Origin of the sequence: Pseudomonas sp. TH37 (assembly GCF_016650735.1) — a bacterium.
Taxonomy (GTDB): Bacteria; Pseudomonadota; Gammaproteobacteria; order Pseudomonadales; family Pseudomonadaceae; genus Aquipseudomonas; species Aquipseudomonas farris.
Map to the genome: position 1 here is coordinate 1 of NZ_JAEKFD010000005.1, position 19,403 is coordinate 19,403.

Here is a 19,403-nt window from a genome sequence, read left to right on the forward strand (position 1 = left end):
ACACCCTACCAACTCCTTCTGGCTTCGATGAACTGAAGCGTAACCGCTGCCGGAAACTGCATAACTCTTTGTTTACCAAGGAGTTTTCCGCTTCGACTGCGCCGGAAGTGGGGCGAATTATAGACTTCCAGAATCTGCCGTCAACCCCTGATTACGCTTTTCTATCAATAACTTGCGAAAAGCCGGAAAACTGCGCATTCCCCTCTATATAGGAGAGCAAAACCAGCCCTGCTATATAGAAGGAATACTCAGAGCACTCCAGACGCCTTGAACCCAGCAACGACGCCGGCATCCAGACCCAACACCCGCTGCAGAACCTCCAGCGTGTGCTCACCCAACAAAGGAGGCGCGCTACGGTATTCCACCGGAGTCTCGGACAGACGAATCGGGCTCGCGACCTGCGGCACCTTCCCGGCCAAAGCATGAGGCAGCTCAATGGCCAACCCACGCGCCTGAACCTGAGGATCGGCAAACATCTGAGCCAGATCATTGATCGGTCCACATGGCACGCCTGCCTGCTCCAGCAGCGCCACCCATTCGGCAGTAGTCTTGAACACGGTTGCCTGGCGGATCAGCGGAATCAATACTGCTCGGTTAGCCACCCGCAATTTGTTGGTCGCAAAGCGCGGATCATCCGCCCACTGCGGCTGACCAGCCACCTGCGCAAACTTGCGGAACTGCCCATCGTTACCCACGGTGAGGATGAAATCGCCATCGGCCGTAGGAAAGTCCTGATAAGGCACGATATTCGGATGAGCGTTGCCCAGGCGTTTAGGCGCAACGCCTGTTGTCAGGTAGTTCATCGCCTGATTGGCCAGACAAGCCACCTGAACATCCAGCAATGCCATGTCTATATGCTGACCGCCACCGCCCTGATCCCGATGAGCCAAGGCCGCCAGGATCGCTACCGTTGAATAGAGACCGGTCAAAATATCTGTCAGCGCCACACCAACCTTCACCGGGCCCGCGCCTTCATCTCCTTCGGGACGACCGGTCAAACTCATCAGACCGCCCAAGCCCTGAATCATGAAGTCGTAACCCGCACGCTTGGCATACGGACCTGTCTGACCGAATCCAGTGATCGAGCAATAGATCAGCTTCGGATTAATCGCCTTGAGCGACTCATAGTCCAGCCCATAAGCCGCCAGACCACCGACCTTGAAGTTTTCAATAAGGATGTCCGACTTCGCCGCCAACTCACGCACCAACTGCTGCCCCTCTGGCCGCGTGAAGTCGATGGTCACTGATTGCTTGTTGCGGTTGGCGGACAAGTAATAGGCCGCCTCGCTGGTGTTCTCGCCATAGGCGTCTTTAAGGAACGGAGGCCCCCAGGCGCGCGTGTCATCGCCATTGCCCGGGCGCTCGACCTTGATGACTTCGGCGCCAAGGTCCGCCAGGATCTGCCCGGCCCAGGGCCCGGCAAGCACCCGCGATAAATCCAGTACCCGTAGATGCGAAAGCGCGCCCATGGCCGTTCTCCTATTAATAGAACGCCTGGATGCCGGTCTGCGCGCGACCGAGGATCAGCGCGTGGACGTCATGCGTACCTTCATAGGTATTCACCACTTCCAGGTTGACCAGGTGACGAGCGACACCGAACTCATCGGAGATGCCGTTGCCACCCAGCATGTCGCGCGCCATGCGGGCGATATCGAGGGATTTGCCACAGGAGTTGCGCTTCATCATCGAAGTAATCTCGACGGCAGCAGTGCCTTCATCCTTCATACGCCCCAGACGCAGGCAGCCTTGCAGCGCCATGGTGATTTCGGTCTGCATGTCAGCCAGCTTCTTCTGGATCAACTGTGTGGCCGCCAATGGACGACCAAACTGCTTACGATCCAGGGTGTACTGGCGAGCGGTGTGCCAGCAGAACTCGGCAGCGCCCAGTGCGCCCCAGGAAATGCCGTAACGCGCCGAGTTAAGGCAGGTAAAAGGACCTTTCAAGCCCCGGACATCCGGGAAGATGTTCTCTTCAGGGACAAACACGTTGTCCATGACGATCTCGCCGGTGATGGATGCACGCAGGCCAACCTTGCCGTGAATCGCCGGGGCGCTAAGGCCTTTCCAGCCCTTCTCCAGAACAAAACCACGAATATCGCCCGCGTCGTCCTTGCCCCAAACCACGAACACATCGGCGATCGGGCTGTTGGTGATCCACATTTTGCTGCCGGTGAGGCTGTAGCCGCCTTCCACTTTGCGTGCACGAGTAATCATCGCGCCCGGATCGGAACCGTGGTCAGGCTCGGTCAGACCGAAGCAACCGATCCATTCACCCGAGGCCAGCTTCGGCAGGTATTTCTGCTTCTGTGCTTCGGTACCGAATTCGTTGATCGGCACCATGACCAACGAGGACTGCACGCTCATCATCGAGCGATAGCCGGAGTCGACACGCTCGACCTCACGGGCAATCAGACCGTAGCTGACGTAGTTAAGGCCGCTGCCACCGTATTGCTCAGGAATGGTCGCACCCAACAGACCCACTTCACCCATCTCGCGGAAGATCGCCGGGTCGGTCTTCTCATGACGGAAAGCTTCGAGAACGCGTGGCGCGAGCTTCTGCTGAGCGAATTGCTGAGCGGTGTCGCGAATCATGCGTTCTTCTTCAGTGAGCTGTTGATCCAGCAGCAGGGGATCGATCCAGTTGAAGCTAGCTTTACCGCCCATGAGTGAGTCCTCTCGAATCGGGTCAAATAACGTGGAGTGATCCTAGGCCGGGTTCGGTTTCACGGCAAACGAGGATTTTGCATACTGCTGTGCTAATTTCTCACTCCGTAACGTCGCAAAAATAGCCTATATGCGATGTATTAGTGAGGTTGACGTACATGCGCAGGAAGATCCCCAGTACAACCGCCCTGATCAGCTTTGAAGCTGCAGCGCGCCACGAGAGCTTTACCAAGGCCGCCCAGGAACTTTCCCTTACGCAGGGAGCGATTTGCCGACAGATCGCCAGCCTAGAGGAGTTCCTCAGCGTCGAACTGTTCCGACGCTCCCGGCGCGGAGTGAAGCTGACGGAGGCCGGGCTTTCCTACAGCCGCCGAGTGGCCACCCAACTCGACGCGGTTGAACGCGACACCTTGTCAGTGATGGGCCAACAAGGCGCCAACGTGATCGAGCTGGCGGTGGTACCAACCTTTGGCACTCAATGGCTGCTGCCGCGACTCAAGGACTTTCAGCACAAACACCCGGAAGTGACGGTCAACCTCACCAACCGCACCCGCCCCTTCCTGTTTGCCGATACCGATTTCGATGCCGCAATCTATTTCGGCGACGCCGACTGGTCGGGTACCGAATCCCACAGGCTAATGGGCGAAAATCCGATGCCGGTGTGCAGTCCCACATTACTGGGTAAGAAAACCAATCTGAGCCCCAGTGAAATCGCCGAACTGCCCCTGCTTCAGCAGACCACACGCCCTTATGCCTGGCGCCAGTGGTTCAACTCTCAAAACCTGAATATCCCGCGAGACATGACAGGGCCTCGTTACGAGCTATTCTCCATGCTTGCTCAAGCGGCGATGCACGATATGGGGATCGCGCTGATTCCACCGTTCCTGATTCAGCGCGAATTGGCAGAGAAGCGCCTGGTGATTGCCAACGCCCAGGCACTATCGAGCATTAAGGCCTACTACCTGATGATTCCCGAGCGAAAGGTCGAATCAGCCTCTTTAAAGGCATTTCGCGATTGGCTGGTGAATCAGGCACAAAGCTACAGCCTAGAAGGATAAAGGCTCGCACTTATTAGCTGACCTCGTAGTCAGGAAAACAAAAGCACTACAGATGTAAGTATTTGTCGCATATTGGCAGACTGTACCGAGGAGTAGCACAAACGTCCTACAAAGGCCTGAATACGTGGCCTTGAGCCTCTATTGGCAGGCAATGACGCCTCATTCACCGTGCCGATGTGTAAATTCTTGAATTTTGGACAGAATCCTCGCAAGCCACGGCCTGCAAGGGATTGCCCCGATAAGTGCGACATTCGGTCACGGGGTGACTTGTAGTTAATTTTCCGTCACCCGTCATAATCCCTTGAAGGGCACAAAGTTCGCCTGCAAAATGCCGCGCCCCGCCCTGATTTGGCGGGATCGTGCTGATCGGCCGCCCCAGACGCACCATCCGAAGTGCTTGGGTTTACTCAATAAGATCACGCAGGAGATTTGACGTGCACATTGGTGTTCCTCTCGAAACCCAGACGGGTGAAACACGGGTTGCTGCAACCCCGGAAACCATCAAGAAGCTGATCGGCCAGGGTCATAAAGTCACTGTGCAAAGCGGCGCCGGTATTAACGCCAGCGTTGTCGACAGTGCTTATGAAGCGGCAGGCGCGACCATTGGCAGTGCCAATGATGCATTTGGCGCAGAGCTGATTCTCAAGGTGGTCGCCCCCAGCGACAGCGAGCTGACTCTGATCAAGAGCGGCACCGTTGTGGTGGGCATGCTCAATCCGTTCAGCAATGAAACCATTGCCAAGCTGGCTGAGTGCGGCATTACCGCTTTCGCACTGGAGGCCGCGCCGCGCACCTCCCGCGCTCAGAGCCTGGATGTGTTGTCCTCCCAGGCGAACATCGCCGGCTATAAAGCCGTGTTGCTGGCTGCTCACTACTATCCACGCTTCATGCCGATGCTGATGACCGCTGCGGGCACCGTGAAAGCGGCGCGTGTGCTGATTCTTGGCGCTGGCGTAGCCGGTTTGCAGGCGATTGCCACGGCAAAACGTCTGGGTGCAGTCATCGAAGCGTCCGACGTGCGTCCTGCCGTGAAGGAACAGATCGAATCCCTGGGTGCGAAATTCGTCGATGTGCCGTACGAAACCGATGAAGAGCGCGAATGCGCCGTCGGTGTCGGCGGTTACGCACGCCCCATGCCGGCCAGCTGGATGCAGCGCCAGGCCTTGGCCGTGCACGAACGCGCCAAGCAGGCTGACATTGTCATCACCACCGCACTGATCCCGGGCCGCAAGGCACCGACACTGTTGAGCGCCGAAACTGTGGCGCAGATGAAGCCCGGCTCGGTGGTCATCGACCTCGCGGCAGCCCAGGGCGGCAACTGCCCGCTGACTGTGGCCGACCAGGTAGTCGTCGAAAATGGCGTGACCATTTGCGGCCCGACTAACCTGGCCGGCGCAGTCGCGGCCGATGCTTCGGCCCTGTACGCGCGCAACCTGCTGGACTTCCTGAAGCTGGTCTTCAACAAAGAAGGCCAGTTTGAAGTGAACCTCGAAGACGACATCGTCGCCGCGTGCCTGATGTGCCGCGACGGCCAAGTCATCCGCAAAAACGCCTAAGCAGGGATTCAGACGATGGAAGAGCTTATCTCCCCCGGTATCTACAACCTGATCATCTTCGTGCTGGCGATTTATGTCGGTTATCACGTGGTGTGGAACGTTACACCTGCACTGCATACGCCGTTGATGGCGGTGACCAACGCCATTTCGGCGATTGTGATCGTCGGCGCCATGCTGGCGGCAGCTTTGACCGTCACCCCACTGGGCAAGACCATGGGCACCCTGGCGGTAGCTCTGGCAGCGGTGAACGTATTTGGTGGCTTCCTGGTTACCCGCAGAATGCTTGAGATGTTCAAGAAAAAAGCCCCGAAAGCCGTAAAAGAAGAGGCGCCCAAGTAATGAGCATGAATTTGGTAACGACGCTCTACCTGATCGCGTCGATCTGCTTCATCCAGGCCCTCAAAGGCCTGTCGCACCCAACCACGTCGCGGCGCGGCAATGTCTACGGCATGCTCGGCATGGCGTTGGCGATCCTCACTACCGTGGGCCTCATTTATAAGCTGGGCGCCGAGCTTGCTACTGCCGGCATCGGTTACGTCATCGTCGGTCTGTTGGTCGGCGGCACCGCCGGCTCGATCATGGCCAAACGCGTTGAAATGACCAAGATGCCGGAACTGGTCGCCTTCATGCACAGCATGATCGGTATGGCCGCAGTATTCATCGCCATCGCGGCGGTGGTCGAGCCGCAATCCCTGGGCATCGTCAAGGAACTGGGTGATTCCATTCCTGCCGGTAACCGCCTGGAACTGTTCCTCGGCGCGGCCATCGGTGCCATCACCTTCTCCGGTTCGGTGATCGCGTTCGGCAAGCTCTCGGGCAAGTACAAGTTCCGCCTGTTCCAGGGCGCACCGGTACAGTTCAGCGGTCAGCACAAGCTGAACCTGCTGCTGGGTCTGGCGACGCTGGCACTGGGCATCACCTTCATGCTGACCGGCAATCTAAGCGCGTTTGCTCTGATGCTGGCCCTGGCCTTCGTGATGGGCGTGCTGATCATCATCCCGATCGGCGGCGCAGACATGCCCGTCGTGGTGTCCATGCTGAACAGTTACTCCGGCTGGGCAGCAGCAGGCATCGGCTTCTCGCTGAACAACTCGATGCTGATCATTGCCGGCTCCCTGGTGGGCTCAAGCGGTGCGATTCTCTCGTACATTATGTGCAAGGCAATGAACCGTTCGTTCTTCAACGTTCTGCTCGGCGGTTTCGGTAACACCGCGGACGCGGCTGGCCCGGCTGGTTCGAAAGAAGCCCGCCCGGTGAAATCCGGCTCGGCTGACGACGCGACCTTCCTGCTGACCAACGCCGACACCGTGATCATCGTTCCGGGCTACGGCCTGGCGGTGGCTCGCGCGCAGCACGCATTGAAAGAGCTGACCGAGAAGCTGACCCACCGTGGTGTGACCGTGAAGTATGCGATTCACCCGGTTGCGGGTCGGATGCCTGGCCACATGAACGTATTGCTGGCCGAGGCCGAAGTGCCTTACGACCAGGTGTTCGAGATGGAAGACATCAACTCCGAGTTCGGTCAGGCCGACGTGGTGCTGGTGCTCGGTGCCAACGACGTGGTGAACCCGGCGGCCAAGAACGATCCGAAATCGCCGATTGCCGGCATGCCGATTCTCGAAGCGTTTAAAGCCAAGACCATCATCGTCAACAAGCGCTCGATGGCCAGCGGCTATGCCGGTCTGGACAACGAGCTGTTCTACCTGGACAAGACCATGATGGTTTTCGGTGATGCCAAGAAAGTCATCGAGGACATGGTTAAAGCCGTCGAGTAATACCCTTCGGCAATCTGAAACGCCCCGACTCGTCGGGGCGTTTTTGTTTGTGGCTGTTACCGATCCTGTAACGGTGTTTTGTCTGAAAGACCCAGAATAGACGCCTCGAATGCGACCTTGGTAGCGGGACGCAGGCTCATCAAATTCACTAGACTGCGCACCTTGCTTCCGTTGCCCCGAGAAAATAATTATGTACCGTGACCGTATTCGCTTGCCTTCGTTGCTGGACAAGGTGATGAGCGCCGCCGACGCTGCCGCTCTGATTCAGGACGGCATGACCGTCGGCATGAGCGGCTTTACCCGAGCCGGCGAAGCCAAGGCCGTGCCTCATGCACTGGCCGAGCGCGCCAAGGTCACGCCGCTGAAAATCACCCTGATGACCGGTGCCAGCCTGGGCAACGATCTCGACAAACAACTGACTGAAGCCGGCGTACTGTCGCGACGCATGCCATTCCAGGTGGACAGCACCCTGCGCAAGGCGATCAATGCCGGCGAAGTCATGTTCATCGACCAGCACCTGTCGGAAACCGTAGAGCTACTGCGCAACCAACAACTCAAGCTACCGGACATCGCAGTGATCGAAGCCGTGGCAATCACCGAGCAGGGCCATATCGTGCCGACCACCTCGGTAGGCAACTCGGCCAGCTTCGCGATTTTCGCCAAACACGTGATCGTCGAGATCAACCTGGCGCACAACCCGAATCTCGAAGGTCTGCACGACATCTATATCCCGACCTACCGGCCGACCCGCACGCCTATTCCGCTAGTGAAGGTCGACGACCGCATCGGCAGTACCGCCATCCCGATACCGCCAGAAAAAATCGTCGCGATTGTGATCACTAACCAGTCCGACTCGCCGTCCACTGTCTTGCCGCCGGACAGCGACACACAGGCCATCGCTGACCACCTGATCGATTTCTTCAAACAAGAAGTGGCTGCCGGTCGCATGACCAACAAGCTCGGCCCGCTGCAGGCCGGTATCGGCACTATCGCCAATTCGGTGATGTGCGGCTTGATCGACTCGCCGTTCGAAGACCTGACCATGTACTCCGAAGTGCTGCAGGATTCGACTTTCGATCTGATCGACGCCGGCAAGCTGAGCTTTGCTTCCGGCAGTTCGATCACCCTGTCGAGTCGGCGCAATGCCGATGTGTTCGGGAATCTGGAGCACTATAAGGACAAGCTGGTGCTGCGCCCTCAGGAAATCTCGAACCATCCCGAAGTGGTGCGACGCCTGGGCATTATTGGCGTCAACACTGCGCTGGAATTCGACCTGTACGGCAACGTCAATTCCACCCACGTCTGCGGCACGCGGATGATGAACGGCATCGGCGGCTCCGGCGATTTCGCGCGCAATGCGCACCTGGCGATCTTTGTCACCAAGTCGATTGCCAAGGGTGGCGCGATTTCCAGCGTGGTCCCCATGGTCAGCCACGTCGACCACACAGAACATGACGTCGACATTCTCGTGACCGAGATAGGCCTGGCCGACTTGCGTGGCCTGGCACCGCGTGAGCGCGCCCGGGTCATCATCGACAACTGCGTTCACCCGGACTATCGACCAGCCTTGAATGACTACTTCACTGCCGCTTGCGCAGTCGGCGGGCATACCCCGCACATTCTTCGCGACGCCCTGAGTTGGCACATAAACCTGGAAGAAACCGGGCGCATGCTGGCGGTGTAATTGATACAGATTGCAGCTGACGCAAACACAGTTTCGTCAGCTCGCGGTACTAACACTCCACACCGTCAAAAACTGTACTGCTGTACCGGTATTTTCCTACGGTATTTTCCTACCTTTTGTGCTGAATTGAGCAATAATGCACCATATTAGTGCTGACAGGTACAGTTGCCTCAATTTAGACCAGTACACTGCCTTTTAACAGTTAACTGGTCTCTCACAATACAGGTGAACTGTATCTACAGAGACTGGCCAAACGAGAGGATCATTGGCATCAGTTAAACCACTACCTAGTCCCGCCATAAGCGGAAGGATGTCAACCATGGAACGTACACTCAGTTCCGAACTGTTCTTCGAAGATACTGCTGCAAAAACCCAGGCTTCCATGCCTCTGCGCGTTATCGCCAACCTGATGCTGTGGCAGCGCCGCATCACCAGCCGCCATCAACTGGCTCGTCTGGATTCGCGTCTGCTGGCTGACGCCGGGATTAGCGAAGCACAACGCTACGAAGAGCTGAGCAAGCCGTTCTGGCGCTAAGTTAGCGTCGCTGGCTCTGATCCTCCGGATCCACCGCCAGCACCCCGAATTGAACAAACAAAACCCGTCGTGGGAAACCACGACGGGTTTTGTCGTTTTGGAGCTTTCATATTGGGCCGTATAGAAGAGATAAACACTGACAGGTACAGTTTATAAATGTACAAAATTAACCAGTACAATTTCATCGAAGGGTGTCTGTGCCCGCAGGCATTAGGGGGTCACCCTTGAATCCCGACAAATTGGCAAAAGGTCTCCATTAAAAGACGGGACTGTTCTAACCGAGGTGCATAGGCCTAATATCCAGATAGAACGTGGCGAACGCTTTACGACAGGCGTCTGAGCCTGAGCCACCTCTAAATCGGTCTATCCAAAGGAGCTACCCCATGTCCCGTCTACGTCTGCTCAGCGCTGCCGCCCTGCTTGCCGTTGCTGCCAATTCCCACGCCACCAGTTTTATCGTGACCACCGATTCCATTGTTGGCGGACTGAAGGCGTCCTCTGACGCAACGTCGGATGTCTCGTCTTCCTTTCGCGACGACAAAATCGTTCGTGCTGCTCGTGACGATGCCGCCAGCTTCGTCGCCAGTGAAGGCGCCATTCGTGGTGTGAAACTGGAAAGCGCGCTCGACCACATCCGCCAACAGACTCCACAACTGAATGCGACCGACGCACAGCTGGCTCAGGCCATCCTGACGATCTAAGCGACAGCTCTGACGGGACACGCCCTAATGCTGTTCAGTTAAACGCAATCCATGGGGGAGCGGGCTTGCTCTCGAAGGCGTCAGCACATCCAACATTGATGTCGCCTGACACACCGCCTTCGCGAGCAAGCCCCCTCCCACAGGTGTCCCAATGTTTCGGCACTGGCTCTAGTCCGGGCATTGCGCTAGCCTTGGGACTCGCTTTCAGCTAACGAGTCTCATGCGTTTTCTTTCCAATCTGTCGATCACTGCGGTTTTTCTTGCGGCTTGCTGGTCGGGTTCGGCCCACGCCTTCGATGCTTTCAACCTTTCTACGCAAGGCACCGTGGCCAGTGGTTATGCCTCCAGCATGGTGACCTCCGCGCCCTTCGACCATAAACTGCTGATCGCCGCCCGGGATGACGCTGCCGCGTTCGTTGCCAGCGACGGTCAGCTGCGTGGATCGCAACGGAGTCCGCCTTGATTTACCTGCGTCGGACCCAGCCAAAACTTCATGCCAGCGACCTTGAACTGGCGCAGGCAATTCTCGTCCAATAGTTATCCCTTGTTCCTCCGGAGTCGTTCCATGCGTAGCCCTCTGATTGCTGCCACCCTTGGCCTGCTGTTGTTGGCCGACGTGGCCCAGGCGCACACCCTGGTAGCCACCAGTAACATCCTCATCAACGCCACCCAGCGCACACTTGATTTCACGTCCGATACCACCACGTCCATCCGTGATTCGAAGATTGTCCGTGAAGCCCACGACGATGCGGCCAGTTTCGTCGCCAGCGACGGTGAAATCCGTGGCGCGCACCTGGAAGCGGCCCTCAACATGTTGCGCACCCGCGTACCGGAAGCCCGCGACGCCAGTGATCAGGTTCTCGCCGAAGCCATCCTCGCACTGTGAAGTCGCTAGGCGCCTGGCTGCTGACCGGGGTTGTATTGCTGCTTGGCAACACAGCTCAGGCCGGCCTGCAACTACGGCTCAAGACCGACGGTCTGAGCCCCGCGCAACAGCAGGCCAGTCAGGCGCTGCTTGATGAAGCCATGCAGGCGTTACCGCCGCGCTTCATCGAGCAACTGGACCGACGCATTGATGTCGGCTGGACCGACGACATGCCGAGCGATGCTTACGGTCAGGCATCGCTGGTGTCCGAGCTGGACCTGAATCGCAATCTGCTCGCCAGCCTCACCAACGGCAGCGCCGCGACCCAAAAAACGTATCGTCCCCACGGTACCGTGCGCCGGGAAATGCTCGCCACGGTGTTGCACGAACTCACCCATATTTATGACCGTGCGCGCCTGTGGCCAGCTGCCGAGCGCACACTGATCCAGCGTTGCATGCAACGTAACAGCAGCTCCGGGCTGATCGGCATCCCCGATCAATGCCGTGGGCAGACGGAGCGACGCTGGACCCTCAGCGATGACCCTCGTCTACTGGATTTGGCCGGTTGGCCGCAATACGTCGGTCGGCGCGGCGAGCGCGAACAGCACAACCGGCAGATTGCCCGCAGCCCGGACATCTACGAGACGAGCAGCCCGAAGGAGTTCGTCGCGGTCAATATGGAGTATTTCCTCCTCGACCCAAGCTATGCCTGCCGTCGTCCTGCGCTGTATCGCTACTACAAAGAACATTTCGGTTGGGCGCCCGCCGCCAAAGACACATGCGCCCAATCATTCGCCTTCCTCAATGCGGGTAACGACTTCGCCAAGCAGCCCCTGGGCCAGGTCGATCCGGAACGGGTTTACGCTGTTGACTATCTACTGGCGGAAGCCAACCAGAACTGGGTCAGCCGCTGGGGCCACAGCATGCTGCGACTGGTGATCTGTGCACCGGGTCGGCCTCGCGGGCCGGATTGTCGACTGGATCTGGATCAGCATCTGGTGTTGTCCTACCGCGCCTTCGTCGGTGACTTACAGCTGTCGAGCTGGGATGGGCTGGTGGGTAAATACCCGTCCCGCCTGTTTGTCTTGCCGCTGGCCCAAGTGATCGACGAATACACCAAGACCGAACTGCGCAGCCTGGCATCGGTGCCGCTGAACCTGTCGCACAGCGAGATCGAAGACGTGGTGGAACACGCCGCGGAGATGCACTGGAGTTACGACGGAAACTATTTTTTCCTGTCCAACAACTGCGCGGTAGAAGGCCTGAAATTACTGCGCAGCAGCACCAACAATGCGCAACTGGTTGGCCTCGACAGCATCATGCCCAACGGTTTGCTGGAAGTGCTCAAGGGCCGCGGATTGGCGAACACCAGCGTGCTGGACGATCCCCGCGAAGCGTTACGTCTGGGCTATCGCTTCGACTCCTTCCGCGAGCGTTATCAAGCGATGTTCGAAGTGCTGAAGAAGCATTTACCGATTAAGCAGAACAAGGTCGAGGACTGGCTGTCCTTGAAAGCTGAGGAACGCCGCAAATGGATTGATCAGGCTGACTTACGCACCAGCGCGGCATTGCTGCTGCTGGAGCAGGCCAGTTTCCGTCAGCAGATGGTACTGGCCCAAGACGAAGTGAAACAACGTTATCTGGGCGCTCGGGAACTGAAGAATCGCGGCATGGATAAAGCCAATGCGACCTTGCAGGAGATTCTAGCCAACAGCGGCTTCCTCAGCCGTCCGGCCGAACTGCTCGGCACCGATGGTTATGGTTTGCCGCAACCGAACGAGTGGACGCGTCTGGAGTCGGAAAGCAACCTGCGCCAGAAGCAGCTGCAAGCGCTAACTGGGGATCTCGACAAGGAAGTGAGAGCGTTGCTCGAGCCGAGTCGTGCCGCCGAGATGGCCGCCAACGAAGCCAACCTGAAGCAGGTTGGCGAGCATTTGCGGAAGCTGCACAAGGCTGCAGGTGGGTTGGAGCTGCCCTGAAACCCAGGACCCCGAAAGAGCTGAAGCCTCTGGGCGAGGGAGCTTGCTCCCGTTCAACGGCAAAGCCGTCGCTATAAGGTGTCTGGTCGATTCTAGGGCCGCTTCGCGCCCCAGCGGGAGCAAGCTCCCTCGCCACAGTGGGTCGCCTGATTGCTTAGCTGTGGGTCAATACAAAACCCCATCAAGAATCTCATAAACAATCCCGGTGCCTACGGCGATCAGCACAATATCGCCGCCCGCACGACGCCACTCGTAACCCGGGTAATGCGGCAGTCGGCCCAACGCGCGGTTATCCAGGCGTTCGCCGTAATAACCGTGAGGCAACGGCCGGCCACGGACCAGATGAACACCTGGAGGTGGCGGCGCACCGCGTACGAAATAACCATGGTTATCATGGATGGTCTGGCGAACCGGGCCGAAATCTCGTGGCGGACCGCCGCGATGATTGTCCTGCGGGCCACGGTGATCATCGCCACGATTGTCACCGCGGTTATCGTAATGGCCCTGCTGCGGCCCGCCTCGGTCGTTATCGTCGCGCTGATCGGCGCTGGCGTGCAGCAATGGAGTCGCACTGAGCATCAGCACACCCAGGCTGGCAATCAGACGTTTCGGCATTTTCATCAGGTCTTTCCTCACAGCCATACAGCAAAAAGGGCTTCAGAACGTAGTCCTGAAGCCCTCGGTCTTGCTGTTTAGTCTGTGCTGCGAGGCTCTAATTCCTCTGTATCAGGAACTTTACCTTCAGCTGACCCGCGCTTTACGTACGCCGTCAGACAAGGCTGCGCACAGGCTGAGTACACCCTCCACAGCCTGATCCGGCGTTGAGGCATTGGCGATGTGGTCGATCAGTGCCGACCCCACCACCACACCGTCGGCCAGACGCGCGATGGACGCCGCTTGCTCCGGTGTGCGGATACCAAAACCGATGCTGATCGGCAGATCGGTATGGCGACGCAGACGGGTGACGGCTTCTTCGACATGTTCCAGAGTCGCCGCGCCCGCACCGGTCACACCCGCCACCGACACGTAGTAAACAAAGCCGGAACTGCCGTTCAATACAGTCGGCAAGCGCACGTCATCAGTCGTCGGAGTGGTCAGACGGATGAAGTCCAGGCCCGCCGCCTGTGCCGGGTCGCACAGCTCGCCGTTATGCTCGGGCGGCATGTCGACCACGATCAAGCCATCGACACCGGCCTCTTTGGCTTCAGCGATGAAACGCGGCACGCCGTACATGTGAATCGGGTTGAAATAACCCATCAGCACCAGCGGAGTCTCGTTATTGCCTTCGCGGAACTCGCGAACCATTTGCAGGGTTTTCGCCAGGTTCTGTTTGGCGCCCAAGGCACGAATGTTGGCCAGTTGAATCGCCGGGCCATCGGCCATCGGATCGGTGAAGGGCATGCCCAACTCGATCACGTCGGCACCCGCTCCCGGCAAGCCTTTGAGGATCGCCAGAGACGTGTCGTAGCTTGGGTCGCCAGCGGTCACGAAGGTCACCAGGGCGGCGCGGTTCTGTTCCTTGAGTTCGGCAAAACGCGTTTGCAGGCGGCTCATCAGTGTTTCTCCTGCTTGGATTGCTCTTGTTGAGAGTGTTCCATGTGGTGCATCACGGTTTGCATGTCTTTGTCGCCACGGCCGGACAGGTTGACCACCATCAAGTGATCTTTCGGCAGCGTCGGTGCGCGTTTGAACACTTCGGCCAGGGCATGGGCGCTTTCCAGTGCAGGAATAATCCCTTCCAGACGGCAGCATTTGTGGAACGCGTCGAGGGCTTCATCGTCGGTCACCGAGGTGTACTGGACGCGGCCGATGTCATGCAACCAGGCGTGTTCCGGGCCGATACCCGGATAGTCGAGGCCGGCGGAAATCGAATGAGCGTCGATGATCTGGCCGTCGTCGTCCTGCAGCAGGAAAGTACGGTTGCCGTGCAGAACACCCGGTACGCCGCCGTTCAGGCTGGCCGCGTGCTTGCCGGTTTCGATGCCATAACCGGCAGCTTCGACGCCGATGATCTCAACGCTCTTGTCATCGAGGAACGGGTGGAACAGGCCCATGGCGTTGGAACCACCGCCAATGCACGCCACCAGGCTGTCGGGCAGACGGCCTTCCTGGGCTTGCAACTGCTCGCGGGTTTCCTTGCCGATCACAGCCTGGAAGTCGCGAACCATGGCAGGGTACGGGTGCGGGCCAGCGACGGTGCCGATCAGGTAGAAGGTGCTGTCGACGTTGGTCACCCAGTCACGCAGGGCTTCGTTCATCGCATCTTTGAGGGTGCCGGTGCCGGCGACCACCGGGATCACTTCGGCGCCCAGCAGCTTCATGCGAAACACGTTGGCTTGCTGACGTTCGATGTCGGTGGTGCCCATGTAGATCACGCAATCGAGGCCGAAACGCGCAGCCACGGTGGCGGTCGCCACGCCGTGCATGCCAGCGCCGGTCTCAGCGATGATGCGTTTCTTGCCCATGCGCCGCGCCAGCAGGATCTGGCCGATGCAGTTGTTGATCTTGTGCGCGCCGGTGTGGTTCAGCTCTTCGCGCTTGAGGTAAATCTTCGCGCCGCCGCAGAACTCTGTCAGACGCTCGGCGAAATACAGTGGGCTTGGACGTCCGACGTAATCTCGTTGGAAGTAGGCCAATTCTTCTTTGAACGCCGGATCTTCCTTGGCCGCTTCGTATTCGCGGGCCAGATCGAGGATCAACGGCATCAGGGTTTCGGCGACGTAGCGGCCGCCGAACGCGCCAAACAGGCCGTTGGCGTCGGGGCCGTTGCGCAGATTAGTCTGGGTCATGGGTCGCTCCAGTTGTATTCGAGAGGTGACGATGGGGTTCACTCTACCCCTGACATCCCGCACTGAAAACCGATAAGATCGCCACAACCTGTCAGGAAAACTCACAGATCCCATGAGCCACGACCTTCCGCCACTGAACGCTCTTCGCGCCTTCGAAGCCACTGCCCGCCTGAACAGCGTCAGTCAGGCCGCCGAACAGCTGCACGTCACTCATGGTGCGGTCAGCCGACAACTCAAGGTGCTGGAAGAGCACCTCGGCGTGAGTCTGTTCATCAAGGATGGACGCGGCCTGAAACTCACAGATGCCGGAGTCCGTTTGCGCGATGTCAGCGGCGAAGCCTTCGAGCGATTGCGCAGCGTTTGCGCCGAACTAACCCAAAGCACCGCCGATGCGCCATTCGTGCTCGGCTGCTCGGGCAGCCTGCTGGCGCGCTGGTTCATTCCGCGTTTGGGGCGGCTCAATGCAGACCTGCCGGATCTGCGTTTGCACCTGTCGGCTGGCGAAGGCGATCTCGATCCACGGCGGCCCGGCCTGGATGCTTTGTTGGTATTTGCCGAGCCGCCATGGCCGGCGGACATGCAGGTCTACGAATTGGCCAGCGAACGCATCGGCCCGGTCATGAGCCCACGATTCGTCGGCTACGAAAGGCTGCAGAACGCACCGGCAAACGCACTGTTGACCGAACCCTTGCTGCACACCACCTCACGCCCGCAAGCCTGGCCGAGTTGGGCGCAGCAAAGCGGCCTCGACGCCAAGGCGCTGAAGTATGGTCAGGGGTTCGAGCATTTGTATTATTTGCTGGAGGCGGCAGTGGCCGGGCTGGGTGTAGCCATCGCGCCCGAGCCGCTGGTGGCCGAGGATTTGAAAGCCGGTCGCCTGGTTGCGCCATGGGGTTTCTGTGAAACCCCGGCGCAACTGGCGTTATGGCTACCCAAGCGCGCCGCGGACGGGCGCGCTCGGCAATTGGCGCAGTGGCTTAAAAACGAACTGCGTCAGGCACCTTAATTACCGCGTTTGCACAGCAGGTAGGCTGCCAGAAGACCCAGCGCACCAACGGCGACGCCGGCTGTAGTCCAAGGATGTTCCTGGGCGTAGTCACGTGTCGCGATCCCGGTTTCACGGGTTTTGACCTTGACCTCTTCATAGGCATCGGAAAGCAGATGACGCGAATGCTTCAGCGCGTTCTCGGCGTTGATTTTCAGCGTTTTAAGGGTTTTACGCGACTCGTCCGAGGCGTCGTCCTTCAGGCTTTCCAACGATTTCAGCAGACTCTCGATCTCGGCTTCCATGCTTTGCAATGAGGCTTTGCGTAACGAGGTATTGGCCATGGTGGCTCTCCTGCATTGTTGATGAGTGGCGTGTGTTGGTTGGGACTTCAAGGGTTCGAGAAAGTGCAGTAAATCTGAACTTCCCCCCGGATTAGTCGACAGAAGAAATAAGAAAAATCACTGCTAGGCTGTATTTCACACCTCAAGGAGAACGCCATGACTGACCATCACACCTACAAGAAAGTCGAGCTGGTTGGCTCATCCACCACCAGCATTGAAGATGCGATCAACAACGCCCTGGCCGAAGCCAACAAAAGTCTCAAGTACATGGAATGGTTTGAAGTGACCGAAACCCGTGGGCACATCAAAGACGGCAAAGCTGCACACTTCCAGGTGACGCTCAAAGTCGGATTCCGGATTGCCAGTAGCTGAGTTTGAGCTGGTTTTCTGAACTTGCGCGCCGGCCGAATGCCATAGGGAAGGGCAAAGCGCTACGCGGTGAGCGCATCCAGCCGATAGCTGGATGCCCTCCCCCTATTGATCCGACCAGAGAGTGCAACCCATGAAGAAGTTTATTTTGGCGGTAGGTTTGTTGAGTCTGGCGGGAACAGCCTTTGCCCAGGGCAAGTCGTGCGACGAGCTGAAAGCCGAAATCGCAGCGAAACTGGATGCCAAGGGTGTTTCCAATTACACACTGGAGATCATCGACAAAGGCGCTGCTGCTGACGGAAAAGTCGTCGGCACCTGTGAAAAAGGCTCCAGGCAAATCGTCTACAAGCAGGGCTGACCGCCCTCGAAAATGAAAAAGCCGACGCAATGGCGTCGGCTTTTTTGTGGGTGCGGTTTGCGCCTCAGCCTTTCATGACCTGCGCCAGCAACTCATAGGAATGCAAGCGATCGGCATGTTCGTACAGGTCACAGGTAAAAATCAGCTCATCGGCCTGAGTCTGTTCGATCAGCACTTCCAGCTTGGCGCGGATTTTTTGCGGGCTGCCGACCATGGCCAGGCCAAGGAAATCACCGACCGCTTCTTTCTCATGGGGCAGCCACAGGCCCTCCATGGTCTTCACTGGCGGGCGTTGCACCAGGCTCTGGCCACGCATCAACGCGAGAATCCGTTGGTAGACCGAGGTTGCCAGGTAATCGGCCTGCTCGTCAGTGTCTGCGGCCACCAGTGGCACGCCGAGCATCACGTACGGCCTATCCAAAACCGCTGAAGGCTTGAAGTGGTTGCGGTAAACGCGAATCGCCTCATGCATGAAGCGCGGTGCGAAATGTGAGGCGAAGGCGTAGGGCAAACCGCGCTCACCGGCCAACTGAGCACTGAATAAACTCGAACCCAATAACCAGATCGGAACGTTGGTGCCGGTACCCGGCATGGCAATGATCCGCTGGTCCGGCGTGCGCGGGCCGAGGTAGCGCATCAGTTCAGTCACGTCTTCCGGGAAGTCGTCGGCGCTGCCGGAGCGCTCACGACGCAAGGCGCGGGCGGTCATCTGATCGGAGCCGGGGGCGCGCCCCAGGCCCAGGTCGATCCGTCCCGGATACAGGCTTTCAAGGGTGCCGAACTGCTCGGCGATCACCAGTGGCGCGTGGTTGGGGAGCATCACGCCACCCGAACCGACACGAATGGTCGAAGTTCCGCCAGCCAAGTAGCCCAGCAGGACCGAGGTCGCCGAACTGGCGATCCCGTCCATGTTGTGGTGCTCGGCGACCCAAAAACGGTTGTAGCCGAATTTTTCGACGTGCTGCGCCAGGTCCAGGGAGTTGTGCAGGGACTGGGCTGCACTACCGTTTTCCCGCACGGGCACCAGATCGAGGGTCGAAAACTTGATATCGGATAGTCGTTTCATGAACCTGCTTCTCCAATGGGTAAGCAGGTTTTTTCACGAACGAAAACCTGCCGAGTCTATAAGCGTGTTCTATGCAATGAGGGCATATACCCGAGTTTCAATAGGAGAGACAAAATTCCTACGCAATTAGAAGACTGATCAGATGAGGTGAACTTTGCCGGACGGTCTATCCTCAGAACCCTGGTAACCGAAAACCACGAAGGCGCGACGTTTCGCGCCGGATCTTGAGGAGGCAGACATGGCGATCACAAAGAAAGCATCGGCTCATTGGGAAGGTGATCTGAAAACCGGTATCGGCTCGATTTCCACGGAAACCGGCGTTCTCAGAGACGCGCCCTACGGCTTCAAGGCTCGTTTCGAAGGGGGTAAAGGCACCAATCCGGAAGAGCTGATCGGCGCGGCTCACGCGGGCTGTTTCTCCATGGCGTTTTCAATGATTCTCGGCGAGGCCAACCTTAAGGCCGACAGTATCGACACCACTGCTGAAGTTACCCTGGACCAGGTAGACGGTGGCTTTGCAATCACAGCGGTAAAACTGATTCTCAAGGCGAAAATCCCCGGGGCGACCCAGGCGCAATTCGAGGAACTGAGCAACAAAGCCAAAGAAGGCTGCCCGGTGTCCAAAGTGCTGAATGCGAAAATCAGCCTGGATGCGACGTTGGTCAGCTGATAATG

Annotated in this window: 21 protein-coding genes and 1 pseudogene; 15 read left to right on the top strand and 7 right to left on the bottom strand. The window is 58.3% G+C overall.

What is annotated here, in order from left to right; translation table 11 throughout:
- On the top strand, positions 1–212 hold a 212-nt coding region (locus tag JFU11_RS27975; protein ID WP_207188986.1), incomplete at its 5' end, for a hypothetical protein.
- A 36-nt stretch (positions 213–248) separates the two neighbouring features.
- Here JFU11_RS27975 and JFU11_RS14370 read toward each other — a convergent pair.
- Both JFU11_RS14370 and JFU11_RS14375 read right to left on the bottom strand, forming a co-directional pair.
- Entirely contained in the window at positions 249–1,469 is a 1,221-nt protein-coding gene (locus JFU11_RS14370) for a CaiB/BaiF CoA-transferase family protein (RefSeq protein ID WP_123720032.1), read from the bottom strand.
- Positions 1,470–1,482: 13 nt separating this feature from the next.
- Positions 1,483–2,664, bottom strand: a complete 1,182-nt coding sequence (locus JFU11_RS14375) for an acyl-CoA dehydrogenase (protein WP_007897013.1) — start codon at positions 2,662–2,664, stop codon at positions 1,483–1,485.
- 158 nt (positions 2,665–2,822) lie between these two features.
- Between JFU11_RS14375 and JFU11_RS14380 the strand changes: the two genes are divergently transcribed.
- The 10 genes and pseudogenes from JFU11_RS14380 to JFU11_RS14425 all read left to right on the top strand — a co-directional run bounded on the left by JFU11_RS14380 (position 2,823) and on the right by JFU11_RS14425 (position 12,817).
- The gene (locus tag JFU11_RS14380) at positions 2,823–3,722 is read left to right on the top strand and encodes a LysR family transcriptional regulator (protein WP_052963602.1); all 900 of its coding nucleotides are present in this window, start codon (positions 2,823–2,825) and stop codon (positions 3,720–3,722) included.
- 434 nt (positions 3,723–4,156) lie between these two features.
- Positions 4,157–5,278: a Re/Si-specific NAD(P)(+) transhydrogenase subunit alpha gene (locus JFU11_RS14385; protein ID WP_123358427.1), complete on the top strand. Its 1,122-nt coding sequence runs from the start codon at positions 4,157–4,159 to the stop codon at positions 5,276–5,278.
- 15 nt (positions 5,279–5,293) lie between these two features.
- Positions 5,294–5,617 (top strand): NAD(P) transhydrogenase subunit alpha, encoded by a 324-nt coding sequence (locus JFU11_RS14390; protein WP_003187010.1) that lies wholly within the window; start codon positions 5,294–5,296, stop codon positions 5,615–5,617.
- Positions 5,617–7,053 (top strand): NAD(P)(+) transhydrogenase (Re/Si-specific) subunit beta, encoded by a 1,437-nt coding sequence (locus JFU11_RS14395; protein WP_123720033.1) that lies wholly within the window; start codon positions 5,617–5,619, stop codon positions 7,051–7,053. The genes JFU11_RS14390 and JFU11_RS14395 overlap by 1 nt, the downstream gene beginning before the upstream one ends.
- Before the next feature lie 190 nt (positions 7,054–7,243).
- Positions 7,244–8,737, top strand: coding sequence for an acetyl-CoA hydrolase/transferase family protein (locus JFU11_RS14400; RefSeq protein WP_123720034.1), 1,494 nt, complete (start codon positions 7,244–7,246; stop codon positions 8,735–8,737).
- 319 nt (positions 8,738–9,056) lie between these two features.
- Positions 9,057–9,272 carry a DUF1127 domain-containing protein gene (locus JFU11_RS14405; protein ID WP_030129620.1) on the top strand — a complete coding sequence of 72 codons (216 nt, stop codon included), beginning with the start codon at positions 9,057–9,059 and terminating at the stop codon, positions 9,270–9,272.
- A gap of 383 nt (positions 9,273–9,655) precedes the next feature.
- Positions 9,656–9,973, top strand: a complete 318-nt coding sequence (locus JFU11_RS14410; protein WP_007902756.1) for a DUF2388 domain-containing protein — start codon at positions 9,656–9,658, stop codon at positions 9,971–9,973.
- A gap of 220 nt (positions 9,974–10,193) precedes the next feature.
- Positions 10,194–10,510: pseudogene (locus JFU11_RS14415) on the top strand (DUF2388 domain-containing protein).
- Positions 10,511–10,538: 28 nt separating this feature from the next.
- Positions 10,539–10,859 (top strand): DUF2388 domain-containing protein, encoded by a 321-nt coding sequence (locus tag JFU11_RS14420; RefSeq protein ID WP_201060998.1) that lies wholly within the window; start codon positions 10,539–10,541, stop codon positions 10,857–10,859.
- Entirely contained in the window at positions 10,856–12,817 is a 1,962-nt protein-coding gene (locus JFU11_RS14425) for a DUF4105 domain-containing protein (protein ID WP_201061000.1), read from the top strand. Before JFU11_RS14420 ends, JFU11_RS14425 begins: the two co-directional genes overlap by 4 nt.
- 165 nt (positions 12,818–12,982) lie before the next feature.
- Here JFU11_RS14425 and JFU11_RS14430 read toward each other — a convergent pair whose 3' ends face one another.
- The 3 genes from JFU11_RS14430 to trpB all read right to left on the bottom strand — a co-directional run bounded on the left by JFU11_RS14430 (position 12,983) and on the right by trpB (position 15,606).
- A complete protein-coding gene (locus JFU11_RS14430) occupies positions 12,983–13,438 on the bottom strand; it encodes an anti-virulence regulator CigR family protein (protein ID WP_123720037.1) in 456 nt (151 codons plus the stop codon).
- Between the two features lie 120 nt (positions 13,439–13,558).
- Entirely contained in the window at positions 13,559–14,371 is an 813-nt protein-coding gene (trpA, locus tag JFU11_RS14435) for a tryptophan synthase subunit alpha (protein ID WP_201061002.1), read from the bottom strand.
- Positions 14,371–15,606 carry a tryptophan synthase subunit beta gene (gene trpB / locus JFU11_RS14440; protein WP_007902766.1) on the bottom strand — a complete coding sequence of 412 codons (1,236 nt, stop codon included), beginning with the start codon at positions 15,604–15,606 and terminating at the stop codon, positions 14,371–14,373. Before trpB ends, trpA begins: the two co-directional genes overlap by 1 nt.
- Positions 15,607–15,718: 112 nt before the next feature.
- On the opposite strand from trpB, the gene JFU11_RS14445 reads away from it, so the two are divergent.
- Positions 15,719–16,612 (top strand): LysR family transcriptional regulator, encoded by an 894-nt coding sequence (locus JFU11_RS14445; protein WP_201061004.1) that lies wholly within the window; start codon positions 15,719–15,721, stop codon positions 16,610–16,612.
- Here JFU11_RS14445 and JFU11_RS14450 read toward each other — a convergent pair.
- Complete coding sequence (locus JFU11_RS14450) at positions 16,609–16,935, bottom strand: DUF883 family protein (protein WP_007902771.1); 327 nt, start codon at positions 16,933–16,935, stop codon at positions 16,609–16,611. The two genes, JFU11_RS14445 and JFU11_RS14450, sit on opposite strands and share 4 nt — an antisense overlap.
- 156 nt (positions 16,936–17,091) lie before the next feature.
- On the opposite strand from JFU11_RS14450, the gene JFU11_RS14455 reads away from it, so the two are divergent.
- Entirely contained in the window at positions 17,092–17,307 is a 216-nt protein-coding gene (locus tag JFU11_RS14455; RefSeq protein WP_007902773.1) for a dodecin, read from the top strand.
- A gap of 130 nt (positions 17,308–17,437) precedes the next feature.
- Complete coding sequence (locus JFU11_RS14460) at positions 17,438–17,662, top strand: DUF1161 domain-containing protein (protein WP_201061006.1); 225 nt, start codon at positions 17,438–17,440, stop codon at positions 17,660–17,662.
- 64 nt (positions 17,663–17,726) lie between these two features.
- Here the strand turns inward: JFU11_RS14460 and JFU11_RS14465 are convergent, their stop codons facing one another.
- Positions 17,727–18,728, bottom strand: a complete 1,002-nt coding sequence (locus JFU11_RS14465; RefSeq protein ID WP_201061008.1) for an LLM class flavin-dependent oxidoreductase — start codon at positions 18,726–18,728, stop codon at positions 17,727–17,729.
- Between the two features lie 238 nt (positions 18,729–18,966).
- Between JFU11_RS14465 and JFU11_RS14470 the strand changes: the two genes are divergently transcribed.
- Positions 18,967–19,398 carry an OsmC family protein gene (locus JFU11_RS14470; RefSeq protein ID WP_008008030.1) on the top strand — a complete coding sequence of 144 codons (432 nt, stop codon included), beginning with the start codon at positions 18,967–18,969 and terminating at the stop codon, positions 19,396–19,398.
- Positions 19,399–19,403 lie beyond the last annotated feature (5 nt).